The 19570-nt window shown below is 67.8% G+C and carries 18 protein-coding genes; 4 read left to right on the top strand and 14 right to left on the bottom strand.

Features of this window, described 5'->3' with window-relative positions:
• Nucleotides 1-14: 14 nt before the first annotated feature.
• Nucleotides 15-1871, bottom strand: coding sequence for a phosphogluconate dehydratase (edd, locus tag WI26_RS02805; RefSeq protein WP_059916372.1), 1857 nt, complete (start codon nucleotides 1869-1871; stop codon nucleotides 15-17).
• 293 nt (nucleotides 1872-2164) lie between these two features.
• Here edd and WI26_RS02800 point away from each other — a divergent pair, with 293 nt between their 5' ends.
• The gene (locus WI26_RS02800) at nucleotides 2165-3013 is read left to right on the top strand and encodes a MurR/RpiR family transcriptional regulator (RefSeq protein ID WP_059465385.1); all 849 of its coding nucleotides are present in this window, start codon (nucleotides 2165-2167) and stop codon (nucleotides 3011-3013) included.
• Between the two features lie 146 nt (nucleotides 3014-3159).
• Here the strand turns inward: WI26_RS02800 and WI26_RS02795 are convergent, their stop codons facing one another.
• The 9 genes from WI26_RS02795 to WI26_RS02755 all read right to left on the bottom strand — a co-directional run bounded on the left by WI26_RS02795 (nucleotide 3160) and on the right by WI26_RS02755 (nucleotide 12422).
• The gene (locus WI26_RS02795) at nucleotides 3160-3582 is read right to left on the bottom strand and encodes a CopD family protein (protein WP_107938103.1); all 423 of its coding nucleotides are present in this window, start codon (nucleotides 3580-3582) and stop codon (nucleotides 3160-3162) included.
• 17 nt (nucleotides 3583-3599) lie between these two features.
• The gene (locus tag WI26_RS02790; protein ID WP_059682562.1) at nucleotides 3600-4871 is read right to left on the bottom strand and encodes a glutamate-5-semialdehyde dehydrogenase; all 1272 of its coding nucleotides are present in this window, start codon (nucleotides 4869-4871) and stop codon (nucleotides 3600-3602) included.
• 138 nt (nucleotides 4872-5009) lie between these two features.
• Nucleotides 5010-6104, bottom strand: a complete 1095-nt coding sequence (gene holA / locus WI26_RS02785; protein ID WP_069225123.1) for a DNA polymerase III subunit delta — start codon at nucleotides 6102-6104, stop codon at nucleotides 5010-5012.
• 18 nt (nucleotides 6105-6122) lie between these two features.
• Complete coding sequence (gene lptE / locus WI26_RS02780; protein ID WP_059465382.1) at nucleotides 6123-6677, bottom strand: LPS assembly lipoprotein LptE; 555 nt, start codon at nucleotides 6675-6677, stop codon at nucleotides 6123-6125.
• Nucleotides 6678-6715: 38 nt separating this feature from the next.
• Complete coding sequence (gene leuS, locus WI26_RS02775; RefSeq protein ID WP_059538635.1) at nucleotides 6716-9310, bottom strand: leucine--tRNA ligase; 2595 nt, start codon at nucleotides 9308-9310, stop codon at nucleotides 6716-6718.
• A gap of 279 nt (nucleotides 9311-9589) precedes the next feature.
• On the bottom strand, nucleotides 9590-10045 hold the full coding sequence (locus WI26_RS02770; protein ID WP_059465380.1) for an ExbD/TolR family protein: 456 nt from the start codon (nucleotides 10043-10045) through the stop codon (nucleotides 9590-9592).
• A 22-nt stretch (nucleotides 10046-10067) separates the two neighbouring features.
• Nucleotides 10068-10736, bottom strand: a complete 669-nt coding sequence (locus WI26_RS02765) for a MotA/TolQ/ExbB proton channel family protein (RefSeq protein WP_059465379.1) — start codon at nucleotides 10734-10736, stop codon at nucleotides 10068-10070.
• 19 nt (nucleotides 10737-10755) lie between these two features.
• The gene (dapB, locus tag WI26_RS02760; RefSeq protein WP_059510996.1) at nucleotides 10756-11553 is read right to left on the bottom strand and encodes a 4-hydroxy-tetrahydrodipicolinate reductase; all 798 of its coding nucleotides are present in this window, start codon (nucleotides 11551-11553) and stop codon (nucleotides 10756-10758) included.
• Nucleotides 11554-11618: 65 nt separating this feature from the next.
• Nucleotides 11619-12422: an outer membrane protein assembly factor BamE gene (locus tag WI26_RS02755; protein WP_059510995.1), complete on the bottom strand. Its 804-nt coding sequence runs from the start codon at nucleotides 12420-12422 to the stop codon at nucleotides 11619-11621.
• Between the two features lie 142 nt (nucleotides 12423-12564).
• Here WI26_RS02755 and fur point away from each other — a divergent pair, with 142 nt between their 5' ends.
• Nucleotides 12565-12993, top strand: a complete 429-nt coding sequence (gene fur / locus WI26_RS02750) for a ferric iron uptake transcriptional regulator (protein WP_069225122.1) — start codon at nucleotides 12565-12567, stop codon at nucleotides 12991-12993.
• A gap of 198 nt (nucleotides 12994-13191) precedes the next feature.
• Here the strand turns inward: fur and WI26_RS02745 are convergent, their stop codons facing one another.
• From WI26_RS02745 to WI26_RS02735, 3 genes are all read right to left on the bottom strand, one after another.
• Nucleotides 13192-13716, bottom strand: coding sequence for an ureidoglycolate lyase (locus WI26_RS02745; RefSeq protein ID WP_059510994.1), 525 nt, complete (start codon nucleotides 13714-13716; stop codon nucleotides 13192-13194).
• A 13-nt stretch (nucleotides 13717-13729) separates the two neighbouring features.
• Nucleotides 13730-14737, bottom strand: a complete 1008-nt coding sequence (gene alc, locus WI26_RS02740) for an allantoicase (protein WP_059538637.1) — start codon at nucleotides 14735-14737, stop codon at nucleotides 13730-13732.
• Nucleotides 14738-14838: 101 nt separating this feature from the next.
• Entirely contained in the window at nucleotides 14839-16158 is a 1320-nt protein-coding gene (locus tag WI26_RS02735; protein WP_059465374.1) for a C4-dicarboxylate transporter DctA, read from the bottom strand.
• Between the two features lie 189 nt (nucleotides 16159-16347).
• Between WI26_RS02735 and WI26_RS02730 the strand changes: the two genes are divergently transcribed.
• The gene (locus tag WI26_RS02730) at nucleotides 16348-17070 is read left to right on the top strand and encodes a FadR/GntR family transcriptional regulator (RefSeq protein WP_196480784.1); all 723 of its coding nucleotides are present in this window, start codon (nucleotides 16348-16350) and stop codon (nucleotides 17068-17070) included.
• 57 nt (nucleotides 17071-17127) lie between these two features.
• On the opposite strand, the gene cynR is transcribed toward WI26_RS02730, so the two are convergent.
• Nucleotides 17128-18018, bottom strand: a complete 891-nt coding sequence (gene cynR, locus WI26_RS02725; protein WP_069225121.1) for a transcriptional regulator CynR — start codon at nucleotides 18016-18018, stop codon at nucleotides 17128-17130.
• A gap of 305 nt (nucleotides 18019-18323) precedes the next feature.
• Here cynR and WI26_RS02720 point away from each other — a divergent pair, with 305 nt between their 5' ends.
• Nucleotides 18324-19523 (top strand): MFS transporter, encoded by a 1200-nt coding sequence (locus WI26_RS02720; RefSeq protein ID WP_059538643.1) that lies wholly within the window; start codon nucleotides 18324-18326, stop codon nucleotides 19521-19523.
• Nucleotides 19524-19570: the final 47 nt, after the last annotated feature.

Raw genomic sequence — 19570 nt, 5'->3', positions numbered from 1 at the left:
TCGCTCCTTGAAATTCATGCAGAGACGCGGACGGCCGCTTCGCCGACCAGCGTCCCGAAAACCGATGCACCCTGCTCGGCCGGCGCGGCCGCCGCGCGGAACACGCCGAACAGCTCGCGGCCAAAACCCGTTTCGTTGTCGGCCTGGTGCAGCGGTTGCGCAACCGGGCGCGCGTGCCACTCGGCGTCGTCGACCTCGATGTCGAGAATGCCGGCCTCCGCGTCGATCACCAGCGTGTCGCCCGTCTTCACCTTGCCGAGCGGGCCGGCCAGCAGCGCCTCCGGCGACACGTGGATCACGGCCGGCACCTTGCCCGACGCACCGGACATGCGGCCGTCGGTCACGAGCGCGACATGGAAGCCCTGATCCTGCAGCACGCCGAGCAGCGGCGTCAAACGGTGCAATTCCGGCATCCCGTTCGCGCGCGCGCCCTGGAAGCGCACGACCGCGACGAAATCGCGCTTCAGCTCGCCGCGATCGAACGCCTCCTGCACGGCTTCCTGCGAATCGAACACGATCGCGGGCGCGGTCACCTTGCGGTGCTCGGGCGCGACCGCCGAAATCTTGATCACGCCGCGGCCGAGCCGGCCCTGCATCAGGCGCAGGCCGCCGTCGGGCTGGAACGGGTCGTGAATGCCGCGCAGCACCTTCGTGTCGTGGCTTTCGGCCGTGCCGTCGACCCACGTCAGCTTGCCGTCGATCAGCTTCGGCTCTTTCGTGTAGTGCGACAGGCCCTTACCCGCGACGGTCGTCACGTCTTCGTGCAGCAGCCCGCCTTCGAGCAGGTTGCGCACCAGGAACGCGACTCCGCCCGCCGCATGGAAATGATTCACGTCGGCCTTGCCGTTCGGGTAGATCTTCGCGAGCAGCGGCACCGCCGCCGACAGTTCGTCGAAATCGTTCCAGTCGATCAGGATGCCGGCCGCCCGTGCGATCGCGACGAGGTGCAGCGTGTGGTTGGTCGAGCCGCCCGTCGCGAGCAGCGCGACGATCCCGTTGACGATCGCCTTCTCGTCGATCACATGGCCGATCGGCGTGTACTGGCCGCGCTCGACCGTCAGGTCGAGCACGCGCCGCGCGGCTTCGGCCGTCAGTGCGTTTCGCAGCGGCGTGTGCGGATGAACGAACGCCGAACCCGGCAGGTGCAGGCCCATCAGTTCCATCAGCATCTGGTTGCTGTTCGCGGTGCCGTAGAACGTGCAGGTGCCGTGGCCGTGATACGCGGCGGATTCCGCTTCGAGCAGCGCGTCGCGGCCGACCTGGCCGGTCGCGAACTGCTGGCGGATCTTCGCCTTGTCGTCGTTCGACAGGCCGCTCGTCATCGGGCCGGCCGGCACGAAGATGGTCGGCAGGTGGCCGAACTGGAGCGCGCCGATCAGCAGGCCGGGCACGATCTTGTCGCAGATGCCGAGGCAAAGCGCCGCGTCGAACATGTTGTGCGTGAGCGCGATCGCCGTGCCCATCGCGATCGCCTCGCGCGAGAACAGCGACAGCTCCATCCCCGGATTGCCCTGCGTGACGCCGTCGCACATCGCCGGCACGCCGCCCGCGAACTGCGCGACGCCGCCGTTCTCGCGCGCGGCTGCCTTGATGATCTCGGGGAAATCCTTGTACGGCGCGTGCGCCGACAGCATCTCGTTGTACGAGGACACGATGCCGATGTTCGGCTCGCGAATCGCCTTGATCTGGAACTTGTCGCTGCCTTCGAGACCCGCGAAGCCGTGCGCGAGGTTCGCGCACGACAGTGCACCACGCGCCGGGAACTTGCCCTGCGCGCCGTCGATGCGCTTCAAATAGGCGGAACGGGTCGATTGGCTGCGGGCGATCACGCGTTCGGTGACCTTCGCCAGGGTGGGGTGCAGCGACGTCATGCTGGGCGCTCCTGTATGCCGGACGGTGCCGGCGGTTGGAATCGTGGGGACGGTCGAGTGCGTCGAACGAACGAAGCCAGTCTAGTAGAAAAACTACACGCACGCAATGCGAATGAACATGCGCGCAACCGGCATTCCCGCCACCAGCAAGGCTTTACCTAGTGAAAACCCTAATATCCACTACTCATCAACCCGAAAATCACTGACGATCGAGCTAGCATTTTCATGTAGATTTTCTACAATTCGATTGCGATACACTCGCTCATCCGAACCCGATTTTCATTTGCCGTCCCATGCTGCCTCGCATTGAAGCGATTCGCGCCGACCTGCGCCCGTCCGAGCGCAAGCTCGCCGACTACATTCTCGCCGCGCCGCGCGAGGTGCTCGACCTCGCGATGACCGAGCTGTCGACCCGCGCGGGCGTCAGCCAACCGACCATCGCGCGCTTCTGTCAGGCGCTCGGCTGCAGCGGCTTTCGCGAATTCAAGATCCGGCTCGCGCAGAGCGTCGCGCCGGGCGTGTCGTCGGTCTATCGTGACGTCGAGCCCGACGAGCCCGCGCCCGGCATCATCGGCAAGGTGTTCGACCGAACGATCGGCGCGCTGATCGAAGTACGCAACAGTCTGTCGGCCGGCAGCGTCGCCGACGCGATCGCACTGCTGTCGAACGCGTCGCGCATCGAGTTCTACGGCGCCGGCGGCTCGGGCATCGCCGCGCAGGACATTCAGCACAAGTTCTTCCGGCTCGGCGTGCCGAGCGTCGCGTATTCGGACCCGCACACGTTCTCGATGTCGTCGGCGCTGCTCGGGCCGCACGACGTCGTCGTCGCGATTTCGAACACCGGCCGCACGCGCGATATCGTCGATGCCGCGCGCTCGGCGCTCGCGTGCGGCGCGAAGGTCGTCGCGATCACGCAGAGCCACTCGCCGCTCGCGAAGCTCGCGACGGTGAGCCTCGCGTCCAACGTTGCCGAGGAAACCGACGTGTTCTCGCCGATGACGTCGCGGATGTCGCATCTCGCGATCGGCGACATCCTCGCTGTCGGCGTTGCGCTGTCGCGCGGGCCCGCGCTGATGGAGCGCGTCGGCCGCGCGAAGGAAGCGATTACGCGCCGCCGGATCGACGACGGCGCGAAGGATTGACGAAGCGCGATGCCCGACCGCCCCGCGGGCATCCGGCGTGTCGCGCCGCACATGACTCGCGCGTAAACGAAGAACGGCGCCCCGAAGGGCGCCGTTGCGCATGGATCGGCGGGCAACCGCAGGCAGCACCTGGCCGGCCGCACCGCTCAAAACGGCTTGATCACGACCAGTGCGACCGCCGCGAGCATGCCGAGCACCGGCAGCTCGTTAAACACGCGATACCACTTGTCGGTGCGCTTGTTCTCTCCGCGCTCGAACACCTTCAGCAGATGCCCGCAGTACGCGTGATAGATCACGAGCAGCAGCACGACTGTCACCTTCGCGTGGATCCAGCCCTGCCCCTGGCCGATGCCGATCACGAGCCAGAGCCACAGCCCGCATGCGAGCGCCGGCACCGCGATCATCGTCATGAAGCGGAACAGCTTGCGCGCCATCAGCAACAGACGCCGCACCGCGGCCGGATCGGTCTCCATGGCCAGGTTCACGTAGATGCGCGGCAGGTAGAACAGCCCCGCGAACCACGCGGCAATCAGAACGATATGGAACGTCTTGACCCAGAGCATTGCCATCGGTTGTGCGCCTCGCTTTACTGGCGGCCTTCGCCGTGTCCGAGCACGACGTACTTCAGCGACGTGAGCCCCTCCAGGCCGACGGGGCCGCGCGCGTGCAGCTTGTCGTTCGAGATGCCGATTTCCGCGCCGAGGCCGAATTCGAAGCCGTCCGCGAAGCGCGTCGACGCATTGACCATCACGCTCGCCGAGTCGACTTCGCGCAGGAAGCGCATCGCGCGGTCGTGATCCTCGGTGACGATCGCATCGGTGTGGTGCGAGCCGTAATGGTTGATGTGTTCGATCGCGGCGTCGAGGCCGTCGACGACCTTGATCGCGAGCACCGGCGCGAGATATTCGGTGTGCCAGTCTTCGTCGGTCGCGTCGACGAGCGGGCCGATGCCGGCCTCGGCGAGCACCGCGCGCGCGGCCGCATCGACGCGCAGCTCGACCTGCTTGTCGCGATACAGCTTGCCGAGCGGCGGCAACAGCGTCGCCGCGATGCCACTCGACACAAGCAGCGTTTCCATCGTGTTGCAGGTGCCGTAGCGGTGCGTCTTCGCGTTGTCGCACACCGTCAGCGCCTTCGCGAGATCGGCACGATCGTCGACATATACGTGGCAGATGCCATCGAGGTGCTTGATCATCGGCACGCGTGCCTCGTTGATCAGGCGCTCGATGAGGCTCTTGCCGCCGCGCGGCACGATCACGTCGACGTATTCGGTCATCGTGATCAGCTTGCCGACGGCCGCGCGATCGGCGGTCGCAACGACCTGCACGGCGTCCTGCGGCAGGCCGGCCGCCTCGAGCCCTTCGCCGATCAGCTTCGCGAGCGCCGCGTTCGATTCGAGCGCCTCGGAGCCGCCGCGCAGGATCGTTGCGTTGCCCGACTTCAGGCACAGCGCGGCCGCGTCGATCGTCACGTTCGGGCGCGACTCGTAGATGATGCCGATCACGCCGAGCGGCACGCGCATCTGGCCGACCTGGATCCCGCTCGGGCGATACTTGAGATTGCCGATCTCGCCGATCGGATCGGCCAGCGACGCAACCTGGCGCAGGCCTTCGACCATCGTCTTCAGTGCCTTGTCCGACAGCGTCAGGCGGTCGATGAACGCCGCATCGAGCCCCTTTTCACGGGCGCGGGCGACGTCGCGTGCATTCGCATCCTTCAGCGCCTGCGCGTCGCGCTCGATCGCGCGGGCCACGGCGTCGAGCGCCGCGTTCTTCGCGGCCGTGCTGGCGCGCGCCATCGCGCGGGAAGCGTGCCGGGCACGGCGGCCCAGGTCCGTCATGTACTGATCGATATCCATCGTGTGACTCGAAAAGCGAGCCGCTTGGCGCGGCGTGAAATTCGTGGGAAGCGTGGAGCGCGGCGGCAAGCGGGCCGCGCCAGCGATCGAAACATTGTAAGCGGGTTGCGATGCGTGCGCTGAAAGCCCGGACGGGGCTTAACGCCGCACGCGGCCCGCGGTCGGCGGTCGTTCGCCGCGAGCGCCCGCCACCGTCATCGCGAGCTGGAACAGGCCGTCCCACGGATCGGGTGGTGGATCGTCCTGCGTGCGGCGGCCCGGCGTAACGGCCGACAGCCCCTTCACCTGCCGATCGAGCTTGGCGGCAAACGCGAGCGCCTTCTCGAGCACGGCTTCCGACACGCGGCTCAGCGCGGGGCCGATCAGCCGCTCGCGCGGGCCCCACACGCGGTTTTCGCGCAGCAGCGTGGCCAGCGGCTTGCCGGCCGCCGCGCCGCGCTTGATCCGCAACAGCGTGCGCAATTCCTCGACGACGGCCCACATCACGAGCACGATCGCCTCGCCCTCGCCCTTCAGCCCGTCGATCATCCGCGCGAGCCGCGCGGCGTCGCCTGCGAGCATCGCCTCGTTCAGCTTGAAGACATCGTAGCGCGCGACGTTCAACACCGCGTCGTGCACCTGCTCGAACGACAGCACGCCCTGCGGATAAAGCAGGCCGAGCTTCTGGATTTCCTGGTGCGCGGCAAGCAGGTTGCCCTCGACGCGTTCCGCGATGAACTGCAGCGCGCGCCGGCCGTCGTCGCCCGGTGCGACCCGCTGGCCGTGCATCGACAGTCGCTGGCCGATCCAGTTCGGCAGCTGTGCGCGGTCGACCGGATCGATCTTCAGCGCGACGCCGCCGTTCTGCAGCGCGGTGAACCACGCGGATTTCTGCGTTGCCGCGTCGAGGCGCGGCAACGTGACGAGCATCAGCGCGTCGGGGTTGGGCGTCGCCGCGAGCGTCTTGAGCGCGTCCGCGCCTTCCTTGCCGGGCTTGCCCGACGGGATGCGCAGCTCGATCAGCTGACGCTCGCCGAACAGCGACATCGCCTGGGTCGCGCCGAGCAGCACGCTCCAGTCGAAGCCGCGCTCGACCGTATGCACCGAACGTTCGGTGAAACCGGCCGCGCGCGCGGCCGCACGAATGCGGTCGCATGCTTCCTGCGCGAGCAGCGGCTCGTCGCCGTAGACGGTGTAGAGCCCGGCCATCCCCTTCGCGAGGTGCGGCTCCAGCGCATCAAGTCGCAATTGCATCGGTGCGTGCGCGGGCGATCAGAGTGGCGGCGGCGGCAACGGTGCGCCCGGCGCAACGCCAGGCACCACGTCCTCCGGCGCAGGCGTCAGCGAGTGGACGATCGCAAGACGCCGCATCAGCTGATCGACAGCGTCGTTCTGCATGTCGCCGTACAGAATGTCGGCTTCCTGCGCTTTCGCGTTCGTGTACTGGTCGCTGTACGTCATCGCGCGGTTCAGCGCGATCGCGCTCGGCGGAATCAGCACGGTGCCGTCCTTGCTCGTCAGCGTGTAGTTCAACGTGTAGAACAGCGCGTATTCCTGCGCCGAACCGTACTTGTTGAGCGTCAGCGTGTTCTGCCCGCGCGACTCCCACATGCGCAGCACGGCATCGGCGTCGTCCGCCGACTTGACGATCTTCGTGTCGCTGCCCGCCTCGACGAGGCGCGCCAGGCGAGCCTCGACGGGCGCCGGCGCACCGGCCACCAGCAAGTGCTTGAACGCGTAGTTCTGCTGGCCGCGCAACTGGAAACCGCATGCCGACAGCGCGACTGCGCTGCCGACGGCGAGCATCAAAAACGATCTGCGGATCACCTTCGCTCCTTCTGTGTTCGCCCGACGGCCAGCGGCCGTCAGACGACGATGTTCACGAGGCGGCCCGGCACGACGACGATCTTCTTCGCCGGCTTGCCGTCGCTGAACTTCGCGAACGCGTCGTCGGCCACCGCAGCGGCTTCGATCGCCTCGCGGCTCGCGTCCTTCGCGACCTTCAGCGCGCCGCGCACCTTGCCGTTCACCTGCAGCACGAGTTCGATCTCGGCCTGCTCGAGCGCGGCCTCGTCGACCTTCGGCCACGGCGCGTCGAGCAGCGTGCCGAATTCGTCCGCGTAACCCAATGCCTTCCACAGCTCGAAGGTGACGTGCGGCACGACAGGGTACAGCACGCGCAGCAGCACGCCGTACGTCTCGCGCAGCACGCCGGGCGTCGCGCCCTTCGCGCCGTCGATCGCGTTCAGCATCTTCATCGCGGCCGACACGACCGTGTTGTATTGCAGACGCTGGTAGTCGAAATCCGCTTGCTTCAGCACGCTGTAGATCTCGCGGCGCAGTGCCTTGTCGGCATCGCCGAGCGCGGCCGCGTCGAAGCCCGCCCGCGCGGCGAGCGCTTCACGGTTCGTCGCGCCGAAGCTCCACACGCGACGCAGGAAGCGGCTCGCGCCTTCGACGCCCGCACCCGACCACTCGAGCTGCTGCTCGGGCGGCGCGGCGAACATCGTGAACAGGCGCGCGGTGTCGGCGCCGTACTGGTCGATCAGCACCTGCGGATCGACACCGTTGTTCTTCGACTTCGACATCTTCTCGATGCCGCCGAGCACGACCGGCTGGCCGTCGCCGTTCAGCGTCGCGCCGACCGGGCGGCCCTTGTCGTCGTGCGTGACCGTCACGTCGGCCGGGTTGTACCAGGTCTTCTTGCCCGTCGCGTCTTCGCGGTAGAACGTCTCGTTCAGCACCATGCCCTGCGTCAGCAGGTTCTTCGCCGGCTCGCTGAACTTCACGAGGCCGAGGTCGCGCATTACCTTGGTCCAGAAGCGCGAATACAGCAGGTGCAGGATCGCGTGTTCGATGCCTCCGATGTACTGATCCATCGGCATCCAGTAATCGGTGCGCGCGTCGACCATCGTCTCGGCGTCCGGCGCCGTGTAGCGCGAGAAGTACCACGACGAGTCGACGAACGTGTCCATCGTGTCGGTTTCGCGCTTGGCGGCCGCGCCGCACTTCGGGCACGTGCAGTTCAGGAACGCTTCCGACTTCGCGAGCGGGTTGCCTGTGCCGTCCGGCACGAGGTCTTCCGGCAGCACGACCGGCAGGTCCTGCTCCGGCACCGGCACGTCGCCGCACGACGGGCAGTGGATGATCGGGATCGGCGTGCCCCAATAGCGCTGGCGCGACACGCCCCAGTCACGCAGGCGCCACGTGACCTGCTTGTCGCCGAAGCCGCCGGCCTTCAGGTCGGCCGCGATCGCATCGACCGCCGCGCCGTATGCCAGGCCATCGTACTTGCCGCTGTTGATGCAGACCGCGACTTCCTTGTCGCCGTACCATTCCTGCCATGCGTCCAGCGAGTACGTCTGGCCTTCGGCTGCGATAACCTGCTTGATCGGCAGCCCGTATTTCTTCGCGAACGCGAAGTCGCGCTCGTCGTGCGCCGGCACGCCCATCACCGCGCCTTCGCCATAGCTCATCAGCACGTAGTTGCCGATCCACACCTCGACCGGCTCGCCCGTCAGCGGGTGCGATACCGAGAAGCCCGTCGCGACGCCCTTCTTCTCCATCGTCGCGACGTCTGCCTCGGCGACGCCGCCGCGCTTGCATTCGTCGATGAACGCCTGGAGCTCTGGCTTGCCCTGCGCGAGGCGCGTGGCGAGCGGGTGCTCGGCCGCGATCGCGCAGAACGTGACGCCCATGATCGTGTCCGCACGCGTCGTGAACACGCGCAGGAGCGCCTTCTCTCCGTCGAGTTCGTACGGGAAACCGAAGTTCACGCCGAAGCTTTTGCCGATCCAGTTCTGCTGCATGATCTTCACGCGCTCGGGCCAGCCGAGGCCGTCGAGGTCGTTCAGCAGCTCATCCGCGTACTGCGTGATCCGCAGGTAGTACATCGGGATCTCGCGCTTCTCGACGAGCGCGCCCGAACGCCAGCCGCGGCCGTCGATCACCTGCTCGTTCGCGAGCACGGTCTGGTCGACCGGGTCCCAGTTCACCGTGCCCGTCTTCTTGTACGCGATGCCCTTCTCGAGCATCTTCAGGAACAGCCACTGGTTCCACTTGTAGTAGTCGGGCTTGCACGTCGCGATCTCGCGCGACCAGTCGATCGCGAGACCCATCGACTGCATCTGGCCCTTCATGTAATCGATGTTGTCGTAGGTCCACTTCGCGGGCGGCACGCCGTTGGCCATTGCGGCGTTCTCGGCCGGCATCCCGAATGCATCCCAACCCATCGGCATCAGCGTGTTGTAGCCGTTCATCCGCAGATAGCGGTACATCACGTCGTTGATCGTGTAGTTGCGCACGTGACCCATGTGCAGCTTGCCGGACGGGTACGGCAGCATCGACACGCAGTAGAACTTCGGCTTCTGCGAATCTTCCTTCGTCTTGTAGGCATCGGCTGCGCGCCAGTCGCCCTGAGCGGCGGCTTCGACGTCGGCGGGTACGTATCTCTCGTGCATGGTGTGGTTCGGACTAGGCTTTAAGCGGCGCGCCACGAGGCGGGCACGCGGAAGTGGACGAAATCGGGCAGCCCGGCGGCGGGAGCAGGCTCAAGGTTCTCGGGCCTGCATCATGATCCGGATATTCGCGGGGTAGCCCGAAGGGTCTCCAGGTTACCCGGCGAAACCTTGCCAACCGGGCGGAAACGACGATTATACCGTCCGTGGCGGGCGGGACGGCCGCTCTCGCGGGCCGGCCATGCATTCTTGCCCGCGCTGCACGCGCGGGCGGCCTGCGCGTCAGCGTGCCGCGCCCGCCGCAGCCGGTGCGGCGGCGCCCGCCGGCGGCATGTCGGTAACGAAGCCGATCCGCGTGAGCCCCGCGGCCTGCGCGGCGCCCATCACCTGCGCGATCACGTCGTAGCGGGTCGCGCGCGATGCGCGCAGCCGCAGCTCGGGCGGCGCGGCGCCCGCGGCGGCGGCCCGGAAACGCGCCGGCAGCGCGTCGAGCGCAATAGGTGCGTCGTCCCAGTACAGCTTGCCGGCGTCGTCGATCGACAGCGTGACCGACTGCGGCGTGTCGCGCGCGACGCTGGCCGCGACCTTCGGCAGGTCGAGCCGGATCGCGTGCGTCATCAACGGCGCGGTGATGATGAAGATCACGAGCAGCACGAGCATCACGTCGATCAGCGGCGTCATGTTGATCTCCGCCATCGGCGCGGACGTCTTGTGGTGCTCCAGTCCGCCGAATGCCATGTTCGTGCCTCCGTGCCGCGCGTCAGGCGTCCTGCGCGCACACGAATACGTGCAGGTCGCGCGCGAAGCCGTCGAGTTCCTCGGCGAGCTGGCGCACGAGCCGCCCGAGGATGTTGTAGGCGAGCACGGCAGGGATCGCGACGACGAGCCCGAACGCGGTCATGATCAGCGCCTCGCCGACCGGCCCGGCGACGTTCTCGATCTGCGCCTGCCCACTCGCGGCGATGCTGCCGAGCGCGTGGTAGATGCCCCATACGGTGCCGAGCAGCCCGACGAACGGCGCGGTGCTGCCGATCGACGCGAGCAGCACCTGGCCGAATTCGAGGCGCCGCTGCGAGCGCAGCATCGCGTGACGCAGCGCACGCAGCACGCGTTCGCTGCGCTCGACACGCGCGGCGAGCGCGGCCGGATCGTGCTGATCGGCCGCATCGCGCGCGGCTTCCGCGAGCGGAACGAACACGCGCTCGCGATCGGCGCCGGCCAGCGCGGCGATCCCCGCGTCGAGCGACGCCGCGCGCCAGAACGAAGCGAGCGCCCGCGGCCCCTGCCGCTTCGCGCGGACCAGCAGCCAGGCTTTCATGAGGAGGAAGCACCAGCTGGCGATGGACATCGCCAGCAGCACGTAGGCGACGGCGTGCGTGATCGCATCGCCGCTTTCGAGGTAGTGGACAACGCCGGTGGGAATCGCCATCGGAGTTTCCCCGTGAGGGTCAGCGCAGGCCGAGCACGTCCTGCATGTCGAACAGGCCGGCGCCGCGCGCCGACAGGAAGCGGACCGCACGCAGCGCGCCCTGCGCATACGACACGCGGCTCGACGACTTGTGCGTGATCTCGATCCGTTCGCCGATCCCGGCGAACAGAACGGTGTGATCGCCGACGATGTCGCCGCCGCGCACGGCCGCAAAACCGATCGTCGACGGATCGCGTTCGCCCGTCACGCCGTGGCGGCCGTACACCGCGCATTCGTCGAGCGAGCGCCCGAGCGCGCCGGCCACGGCCTCGCCCATCATCAGCGCGGTGCCCGACGGTGCGTCGACCTTGTGACGATGGTGCGCCTCGATGATCTCGATGTCGTAGCCGTGCGAGAAGTGCTTCGCCGCGAATTCGAGCAGCTTCAGCGTGACGTTCACGCCGACGCTCATGTTCGCCGCGAACACGATGCCGATCTTGCCCGCCGCGGCCTGCAGCTCGGCCTTCTGCTCGGCGGTGAAGCCGGTCGTGCCGATCACGAGCTTCACGTCGTGGCGCAACGCGGCCGCCACATGCGCCATCGTGCCTTCCGGCCGCGTGAAGTCGATCAGGTAGTCGGCCTGCGCGAACACGGCGTCGAGGTCGTCGGTCAGCTTGATCCCGGTTTCCTTGCCGAGGAACGCGCCCGCGTCCTGGCCGAGGAACGGCGAATCGGCGCGGTCGAGCGCGCCGACGAGCTGCGCGTCGGAATCGTTGAGAACGGCTTCGATCAGCATCCGGCCCATACGGCCCGATGCACCGGCAATCGCAATCTTCATGGCTTTCTACACGACAGGTCTAAAGGCGGGCGGCGCATGCCGCCCTGTTTCCGCTCGCCGGCCGCTTACTGCGACTGCGCCGGCGCGGTGAGCGGCTGGTTCTGCAGGTTGTCCGAGCCTTGCGGGCCGACGGGCGGCGCCGCTTCGTTCGTCGCGTTCGGCTGCGGCGGGCGATGGAACTGGAATTGCGGCTGGATCGCCGGCGCAGCGCCCGGCGGCTGGCCGCCCGGCACCGGCGCGCCGCCCGAGGCCTGCGCGGACGGCGTGAAGCGGCGGGCGGTCGTGCCCTGCCCCGACACCTGGTTGGTCGCGCGGTTCGCCGCGCGCGCCGCCTGGGCGTTGGCATCCTGGTCGACCGCCGCAGCCGAAACCGGCCCGGCGGATGCGCTCGCAGCGGCGGCCGCCTGCGCGGCGCTCGCGGCCGCAGCGGCTTCGGACGCCTTCTTCGCCGCAGCCGCGGCCTTCGCCTTCTTGCCGCCGCGATCGCCGTCGATATCCGCCAGCAGGTCGAGTTCGGAAGGCAGGTTCTCGGCACCCGTCCAGCTCGCGAGGCGATCGCCCGAGAACGTCAGCACGAGATCGCGCTGCTGAACGACGGACGTCGAGCCGCGCTTGAAGTAAAAGAGGTAATCCCAGCGGTCAGCATGGAACATGTCCGACAGCAGCGGCGTGCCGAGCAGCGCGCGGACCTGCTCGCGCGTCATCCCGGCCTGCAACTGCGCGGCCTTCTCCTGCGACACGAAGTTGCCCTGCACGACAGTGATCCGATAGGGCGTGATGCTCTGCGCGATGCGCTGCGTCACGCTGTCGTACGACGAACAACCAGCCAGCGCGGCAACGGCGGCGGCAGCGATGATGGCACTCCGCATGCGACTCCTCTGAAGGTGCGAAAGAAATTCCGTGAACATTTCCGTCACCGGGCAGGCCCGCGTCGCGGGCCGCGCGTGTTTCTGGAACGGCGAAAAGCCGGTAACATTGAAGCCCTGCATTGTACTCTAGGGATGCCTAGCCATGACCAATCCGACGGATCTCAAGAATATCGGGCTAAAGGCCACCCTACCGCGCCTCAAGATTCTCGAGATCTTCCAGCAAAGCCCGGTGCGTCACCTGACGGCCGAAGACGTCTACCGCAACCTGCTCAACGAGCAGCTCGACATCGGGCTCGCCACCGTTTACCGCGTGCTGACGCAGTTCGAGCAGGCCGGCCTGCTCACGCGCAGCAATTTCGAATCCGGCAAGGCCGTGTTCGAACTGAACGAAGGCTCGCACCACGATCACCTCGTCTGCCTCGATTGCGGCCGCGTGGAGGAATTCTTCGATGCCGAGATCGAAAGCCGCCAGCAGGCGATCGCGAAGGAACGCGGCTTCCACCTCCAGGAGCACTCGCTCGCGATGTACGGCTCGTGCACGACCGAGAACTGCCCGCACCGCAAGCACTGATCCGCACGACTTCACACCTGCGCCACGGCCCGGCCGGCATCTCGCCGCCCGGGCCGTGTTGTTTTCGGGATCGGAATGGAAAAGGCCCGCGCGTTGCGGGCGTGCCGGTTCGGGAACGTTTTCCAATCGTGAGCGGCGAGCCATGCTGCCGCCGCACGGCGCGCATTGCTCGACGCCCGATGGCGCCTTCGCCGCGCGTCAGGCCGTGCTCGCGCACGCCGGCGCGAACTCGAGCGCCCACGCGTCGTCGAGCGGAATCTCGTCGCAGTTCGGCTGCGGGCCGCCGCGATCGACAATCACGAAGTCGCTGACCGCGTCGAGCGCGAGCAGCGGATGGTGCCAGACGCCCTTCGCGTAATTCACGCCCTGCCAGCCTTCGGCGAGAAACGCGCGCATCGCGTCGGGCCGGAACTCGCCGGCCGGCGCGACGACGATCGCGTACCGCGACACGGCCGCGAGCGGAATGAACGCCTGACTGCCATGAGGATGACGCTCCATCAGCGTGATCGCGACCGGCTGCGCGCGCGGCTGCGCGCGAAACACGCTGACGAGCGGCCGGCCGCCGTCCGCGCAGACGTCGATCGTCGCGAGATCGTGGAAGCGCTCGGTCGTGCCGCCGTTGATCGGGAAGTGCCGCGCGCCTTCGAGCGCGATCACGTCGCCGAACGGCGCGAACGCCTCGCGGGTCAGGCGCTCGACGCGCAGGATGCGTGGTCCGCTCATGCCGATACCTCCTTCAAGCCGGCTCGCCCCACAGACGCAGGCGCGACACGCCGCCGTCCGGGAAGATGTTGAAGCGCACATGCGTGACGGGGCCAAGCGCCGCGAGCTGGTCGAATGTATGCACGTGGTCCATCTGCAGCTTCTGCTCGCCGAGCAGCTCGGCCCAGAACATCGCCTGCGTGACGAGCGAATCGTCGGTGCCGCCCGCGACCCGCGCGGCCTGCAGCGAACAGCGGTCGGGGAAGTTGCCCTTGAAGAACGCCGTGTCGACCTCGACGCGCCGGATAATGCCCGGCCGCGCCAGCGCGACGATCGCCCAGTCGTTGCCGGGCTCGCGGCGGCGCCGCGTTTCCCAGCCGTCGCCCATGTTCGCACCGCGCCCCGGCATCAGCATCTGCGAGGCCGCACCGAAGTGCTGGTTGTTCGCGGCCACCAGGTAGCCGCCGTTCTCGATCGCCGCGAGATCGACGAGCTCGCCGGCCGGCACGCGGCGCCAGTCGCGCTGCGGCTGCCCGTACACGCGCAGCCGCGCGAGCCCGCCGTCCGGATAGAGGTTCACGCGCAGGTGCGTGACCGGCTGCGCATCGTCGACGCTCACGTAGTGATGCGAATTGCCCTGCAGTGTCGTCGCGGGGACGATCGTGCGCCATTCGGCGTCGTCCGGCGGCGTGTCGCCGTCCACCGCGCACGCGTCGATCGACGCGGCAGGCGGGAAGTTGCCCGTGAAGTGGCTCGTATCGAGATCGACGCCGTGAATCACGCCCGGCCGCGCGAGCCGGACCACGCAGAAGTCGTGGCCGGTGGTGCGCTTGCGGCGCGTTTCCCAGCCATCCATCCACTTGCCGTGGTCGTCGTATTTGCCGGGAATGAAGACGGCCGGCTCGGGATTCAGCATGCGTTCCTTCGGCGCGAAGAATTCGTCGCTGGCGAAGAGCGCCTGCGCGCCCAGGCGCGGATCGGCGAGGTTCATGTAGCGCCGCGTGAAGGCCGGCGCGTTCGGATCGAGGATGGGGGCTGCCATGTCGTCTCCATTGTCTTGTTGGGGGCCGGCGCATCGTCGCGCCGGCCTCGGGAAATTCGTTCGCGCGAAGCGGCCGGGGAAGCAGCTCCGCGCAAAGGTGCTCAGAGCGCGTGGGCCTGGTCGCCGGCGACCGGTGCGGCGCTGCCCGGCTCCTCGGCCACGTAGCGCAGTTCGCGGTTCAGCACGCGCGTCGCGCGCGCCCGGTCGATGTCGTTCTCCCACACGGCGACGACCACCGTCGCGACGCAGTTGCCGATCAGGTTGGTCAGCGCGCGGGCGATGCCGACGAACCAGTCGACCGGCAGGATCAAAACGAGACCGAGCACGGGAATCGCGGGAATCGCCGACAACGTCGCCGCGAGAATCACGATCGCCGAACCCGGAATCCCGTGCGCGCCCTTCGACGTGACGAGCGACACCAGCAGCACGACGATCAGGTCATGCGTGGACAGCGGCGTGTTGGTGGCCTGCGCGATGAACAGCACGGCAAGCGTCAGGTAGATCGAGAAGCCGTCGAGGTTGAACGAATAGCCGGTCGGGATCACCAGGCCGACCGTCGAATCCTTGATGCCCATGTATTCGAGCTTGCTCATCACCTGCGGCAGCACCGCGTCCGACGACGCCGTGCCAAGCACGATCGACAGTTCCTCGCGCAGGTAGCGGATCAGCTTGAATACCGAGAAGCCTGCGATGCGCATCACGATGCCGAGCACGACCGTGACGAACACGAAGCAGCTCAGGTAGAACACCGCGACGAGATAGCCGAGCTGCTTGAGCGACGCGACGCCGTACTTGCCGGTCGTGAACGCGATCGCGCCGAGCACGCCGAGCGGCGCGAGCTTGATGATGAAGCCGATGATGCGGAAGAACACGTGCGACAGCTCCTCGATCAGGCTGTTCACGCGCTGCGCCTTGTCGCCGAGCAGCGACAGCGCGGAGCCGAACAGCACCGCGAACACGAGGATCTGCAGGATGTCGCCCTTCGCGAATGCGTCGATCGCGGTCTCGGGGATGATCTTCATCAGATAGCCGGCCGTGTCCTTCAGGCTTTCGGCGTTCTTCGCGTACGACGAGAGCGAGGCCGCGTCGAGCGAGCGCAGATCGATGTTCATCCCGACGCCCGGGCGCGTGAGCCACGCGAGGACAAGCCCGATGCCGAGCGCGATCGTCGTCATCACCTCGAAGTAGACGACCGCCTTCAGGCCGACCCGGCCGACCTTCTTCAGGTCGCCCGCATTGGCCATCCCGCTGACCACGACGCAGAAAACGATCGGACCGATGACCATCTTGATGAGCTTAAGGAAGCCGTCGCCGAGCGGTCGCAGCGACTCGGCGAAATGCGGGAAGAACGCGCCGAGCGCGACCCCCAGTATCAATGCGACGACTACCCGGCCAAACAGCGAATTGAGGAATTTCGACACGGCGCTCTCCCGATCCAACGGTTGCAGTTTCGTCTGTTCATACTGGTAAGACCAGTGATGTTATGGTGGATAGTAGGAAGCCGATATAGTCGAGTCAAGGCCGAATAAAATAGGGATTTCCCGCCCCATGCAAGGGCGGATCGTGGCTTTCCCGTAGGCCGGTCATGCACCGCGCGCGGGCGGATTACAATGCCGGTCAGACCGGCCATCGCTCACATCATGAAAAACGTTCCGCATACCGTGACCGACGCCGCCATCGCGACGATCCGCGACCGGATCGAGGCAGGCGTGTATCCGGTCGGCAGCCTGCTGCCGGCCCAGCGCCAGCTCTCCGAGGAGCTGGAGATCAGCCGCGCGTCGCTGCGCGAGGCGCTCTCCACGCTCGAGGCGCTCGGGATGCTGCGCATCCGCGCCGGCAAGGGCGTGTATGTCGAAAGCGCCCAGGCGACGGCCGCCCATCCGTGGCAATTCGCCGAGCAGTCGTCGCCGCCCGATACGTACCAGATGCGCTATGCGCTCGAAGGATTCGCCGCGCGAATGGCCGCGCACGTCGTCACCGACGACGACATCGCGTGGTTCGAGGACAACCTCGCCGCCCTGCACGTCGCGCTGACGGATAGCGCACTCGACGAAGCGTCGCAGCTCGACTTCGACTTCCACATGCGGATCATCCATCTCGCGGGCAACGCGGCGATCGAGTCGGTGCTGCGCAGCAGTGCGGACATCATGAAGGAAAGCCAGCGCATGCCGTTCTACCGGCGCGAGCTGCTGCTGTCGACGTGGCACGAGCACCGCGCGATCGTCGACGCGCTGATCGCTCGCGATGCGGCCGCAGCCGGCACGGCGATCGAGACGCACATCGCGAACGCCGCGCAACGCGCGGGCATCTTCTTCCCGACACCCGGCGCCTGACGCCGCCGTCGGCCTTCGGTCCCGGCCGATGCGGCAGCCATTTTCCAGTCGTGCCGGTCATCCCCCCGCAGGATCGCGATACGCGAGCGCACGCGCGATGAACGCGCGCGCCGCGACGCTGCGGTACGCGCCCTTGCGCGTGAGCAGCGCCGCCGTGCGCGACGGCAGCGGCGGATCGAGCTCCAGCGCGCACAGGTCACCGCTCTCGCGCGCAACAGCGTCCGGCAGCACGGTCGCGAGCCGCCCGCGGCGCACGAGCTCCAGCACCGCGCTGACCGTGTTCGTCTCGATCGCGATCGTCGGCCGCGCGCCCTGCTCGATGAAATACCGGTCGATGCTTTCCCGCGTCGCGAACGCGCGACTCAGCAGCACCAGCGGCTCGCCGACGAGTTCGGCCGGGCCGAGCGCGCGCCGGCGGCGGGCGAGACGGTGGGAGCGGCCCGTCACGAGCGCGAGCGGTTCGTCCCACAGCGGCAGCGCGTCGATGTCCGGCGCGCGCGGCGGCACGAACGCGAAACCCGCATCGAGCCGGTCGTCGGCGAGCAGCGCCTCGATGCGCTCCTGCGGCATCGCGTCGATCGTCAGCGCGACGTTCGGGTAATCCGCATGGAACGCGTCGATCAGCGAGCCGCTCAGGTAGGCCGCGAAGGTCGGCATCATCGCGAGCCGCAGCGAACCGCTACCGAGATCGGCGACGTCGTGCAGCGCACGCTGCCCGGCATCGAGCTCGTGCAGCGCCGCGCGCGCGTGACGCGCATAGACCTCGCCGAATTCGGTGAGCCGCACCGCGCGGCCCGAGCGGTCCAACAGCAGGACGCCGAGCATGTCCTCGAGTTGGCGAACCTGCTGCGACAGCGTCGGCTGCGACACGTGCAGCGCATCGGCCGCGCGCGTGAAGCTGCGCTGCTCGGCGACGGCCAGGAAATATCGGATGTGACGGAGTAGCATCGCGGCCCATCTATTGGTAGCACCAATGAAAACCATAGGAATCCCGTCTTGGACGCTATGGCTCGATTTCCGCATCATACGCACATCCGCTTCCGCCCACGGCGCCTGGCCGCCGCAGCGGAGCGGCCCACCGGGCCCGCCCCTCCCTTCGCCCGCCGTACGACGTCGGCCTCCGCCCGATCCGGGCGCCAGTCACGCGGCGCGCATCGGCGCATTGCCAATCCGTCGACGCCGGCCCCGATTTCCGCAACCCCGCGTTGCCGACGGCCCGCGCCGCCGGCCGGCGCCGCTGTCTTTTCACGACCATGGAACCGCATCACGACAACCATCCTCCCCTGACCCGCGCGATGACGCTGCTGTTCGCCTGCGCGTGCGGCATCGTCATCGGCAACATCTACTACGCGCAGCCGCTGCTCGCGGCGATCGCACACAGCTTCGGCCGCCCGCCCGCCGAACTCGGCTATCTCGTCACGCTGACGCAGCTGGGCTATGCGGCGAGCCTGCTGCTGATCGTCCCGCTCGGCGATGCGCTCAACCGCCATACGCTGATCGTGCGGCTGCTCGTGCTCAACGTGATCGCGCTGGTCGCCGTCGCGTTCAGCACGAACTTCACGATGTTCGTCGCCGCGAACGTCGGGCTCGGCTTCGTCACGTGCTCGACGCAGCTGCTCGTGCCGTTTGCCGCCTCGCTCGCCGATGCGCGCACGCGCGGCCGCGCGGTCGGCACCGTGATGAGCGGGCTGCTGCTCGGTATCCTGCTCGCGCGCGTCGCGGCCGGCGCGATCGCCGACGGGTTCGGCTGGCGCGCGGTGTACGGAATCGCCGCGGCGATGATCCTCGCGCTGACCGGCGTGCTCGCGCTTAAGCTGCCGAAGGATCGCCGTCACGCGCGACTCGACTACGCGGCGCTGATGAAGTCGCTCGTCGCACTGGTGCGCGCACAGCCGCTGATCGCGCTGCGCTCGATCTACGGCGCACTCGTGTTCGCCTGCTTCAGCCTGCTGTGGACCGGCCTCACGTTCCTGTTGAGCCAGCCGCCGTACAGCTATTCCGAAGGCCAGATCGGCCTGTTCGGAATCGTCGGCGCGGTGGGTGCGCTAGCGGCGACGTCGGCCGGCCGCCTCGTCGATCGCGGTCACGGCAACGCGGCGACCGGCCTGTTCGCGGCGGCCGTGCTCGCCTCGTTCGCGCTGATCGCGACCGGCGCGCATTCGCTCGTCGCGCTGATCGCGGGCATCCTGCTGCTCGACGTGGGCGTGCAGGGGATGCACATCTCGAACCAGAGCGTGATCTATGCGCTCGCCGGCAACGCGCGCAGCCGCGTCACGACGATCTACCTGACGAGCTACTTCATCGGCGGCGCATTCGGGTCGTTCGCGGCGAGCGTCGCGTACGGCATCGACGGCTGGCGTGGCGTGTGCATCGCGGGCGCGGCGCTCTCGGGCGTGCTGATCGCCCTGTGGCTCGCGTCGCAGCGCGTCGGCACGCGGCAAGTCACGCAGTAGTCGGTTTGCGCCGGAGAATAAAAAAAGCCCGACCGGAAAAACCGGGC

This window comes from Burkholderia diffusa, from assembly GCF_001718315.1.
Classification (GTDB): domain Bacteria; phylum Pseudomonadota; class Gammaproteobacteria; order Burkholderiales; family Burkholderiaceae; genus Burkholderia; species Burkholderia diffusa_B.
The sequence above is the reverse complement of the archived record's forward strand: the minus strand, read 5'-3'. Positions and strand labels throughout refer to the sequence as shown.

Coding starts and splice junctions, on each gene's coding strand:
- fur (WP_069225122.1), top strand. CDS start 12,565: ATGACCAATCCGACGGATCTCAAGAATATCGGGCTAAAGGCCACCCTA.
- WI26_RS02755 (WP_059510995.1), bottom strand. CDS start 12,422: ATGCGGAGTGCCATCATCGCTGCCGCCGCCGTTGCCGCGCTGGCTGGT.
- WI26_RS02730 (WP_196480784.1), top strand. CDS start 16,348: ATGCCGGTCAGACCGGCCATCGCTCACATCATGAAAAACGTTCCGCAT.
- WI26_RS02765 (WP_059465379.1), bottom strand. CDS start 10,736: ATGGCGATTCCCACCGGCGTTGTCCACTACCTCGAAAGCGGCGATGCG.
- WI26_RS02720 (WP_059538643.1), top strand. CDS start 18,324: ATGGAACCGCATCACGACAACCATCCTCCCCTGACCCGCGCGATGACG.
- WI26_RS02745 (WP_059510994.1), bottom strand. CDS start 13,716: ATGAGCGGACCACGCATCCTGCGCGTCGAGCGCCTGACCCGCGAGGCG.
- WI26_RS02800 (WP_059465385.1), top strand. CDS start 2,165: ATGCTGCCTCGCATTGAAGCGATTCGCGCCGACCTGCGCCCGTCCGAG.
- WI26_RS02770 (WP_059465380.1), bottom strand. CDS start 10,045: ATGGCATTCGGCGGACTGGAGCACCACAAGACGTCCGCGCCGATGGCG.
- dapB (WP_059510996.1), bottom strand. CDS start 11,553: ATGAAGATTGCGATTGCCGGTGCATCGGGCCGTATGGGCCGGATGCTG.
- leuS (WP_059538635.1), bottom strand. CDS start 9,310: ATGCACGAGAGATACGTACCCGCCGACGTCGAAGCCGCCGCTCAGGGC.
- edd (WP_059916372.1), bottom strand. CDS start 1,871: ATGACGTCGCTGCACCCCACCCTGGCGAAGGTCACCGAACGCGTGATC.
- alc (WP_059538637.1), bottom strand. CDS start 14,737: ATGGCAGCCCCCATCCTCGATCCGAACGCGCCGGCCTTCACGCGGCGC.
- cynR (WP_069225121.1), bottom strand. CDS start 18,018: ATGCTACTCCGTCACATCCGATATTTCCTGGCCGTCGCCGAGCAGCGC.
- WI26_RS02790 (WP_059682562.1), bottom strand. CDS start 4,871: ATGGATATCGATCAGTACATGACGGACCTGGGCCGCCGTGCCCGGCAC.
- WI26_RS02795 (WP_107938103.1), bottom strand. CDS start 3,582: ATGGCAATGCTCTGGGTCAAGACGTTCCATATCGTTCTGATTGCCGCG.
- holA (WP_069225123.1), bottom strand. CDS start 6,104: ATGCAATTGCGACTTGATGCGCTGGAGCCGCACCTCGCGAAGGGGATG.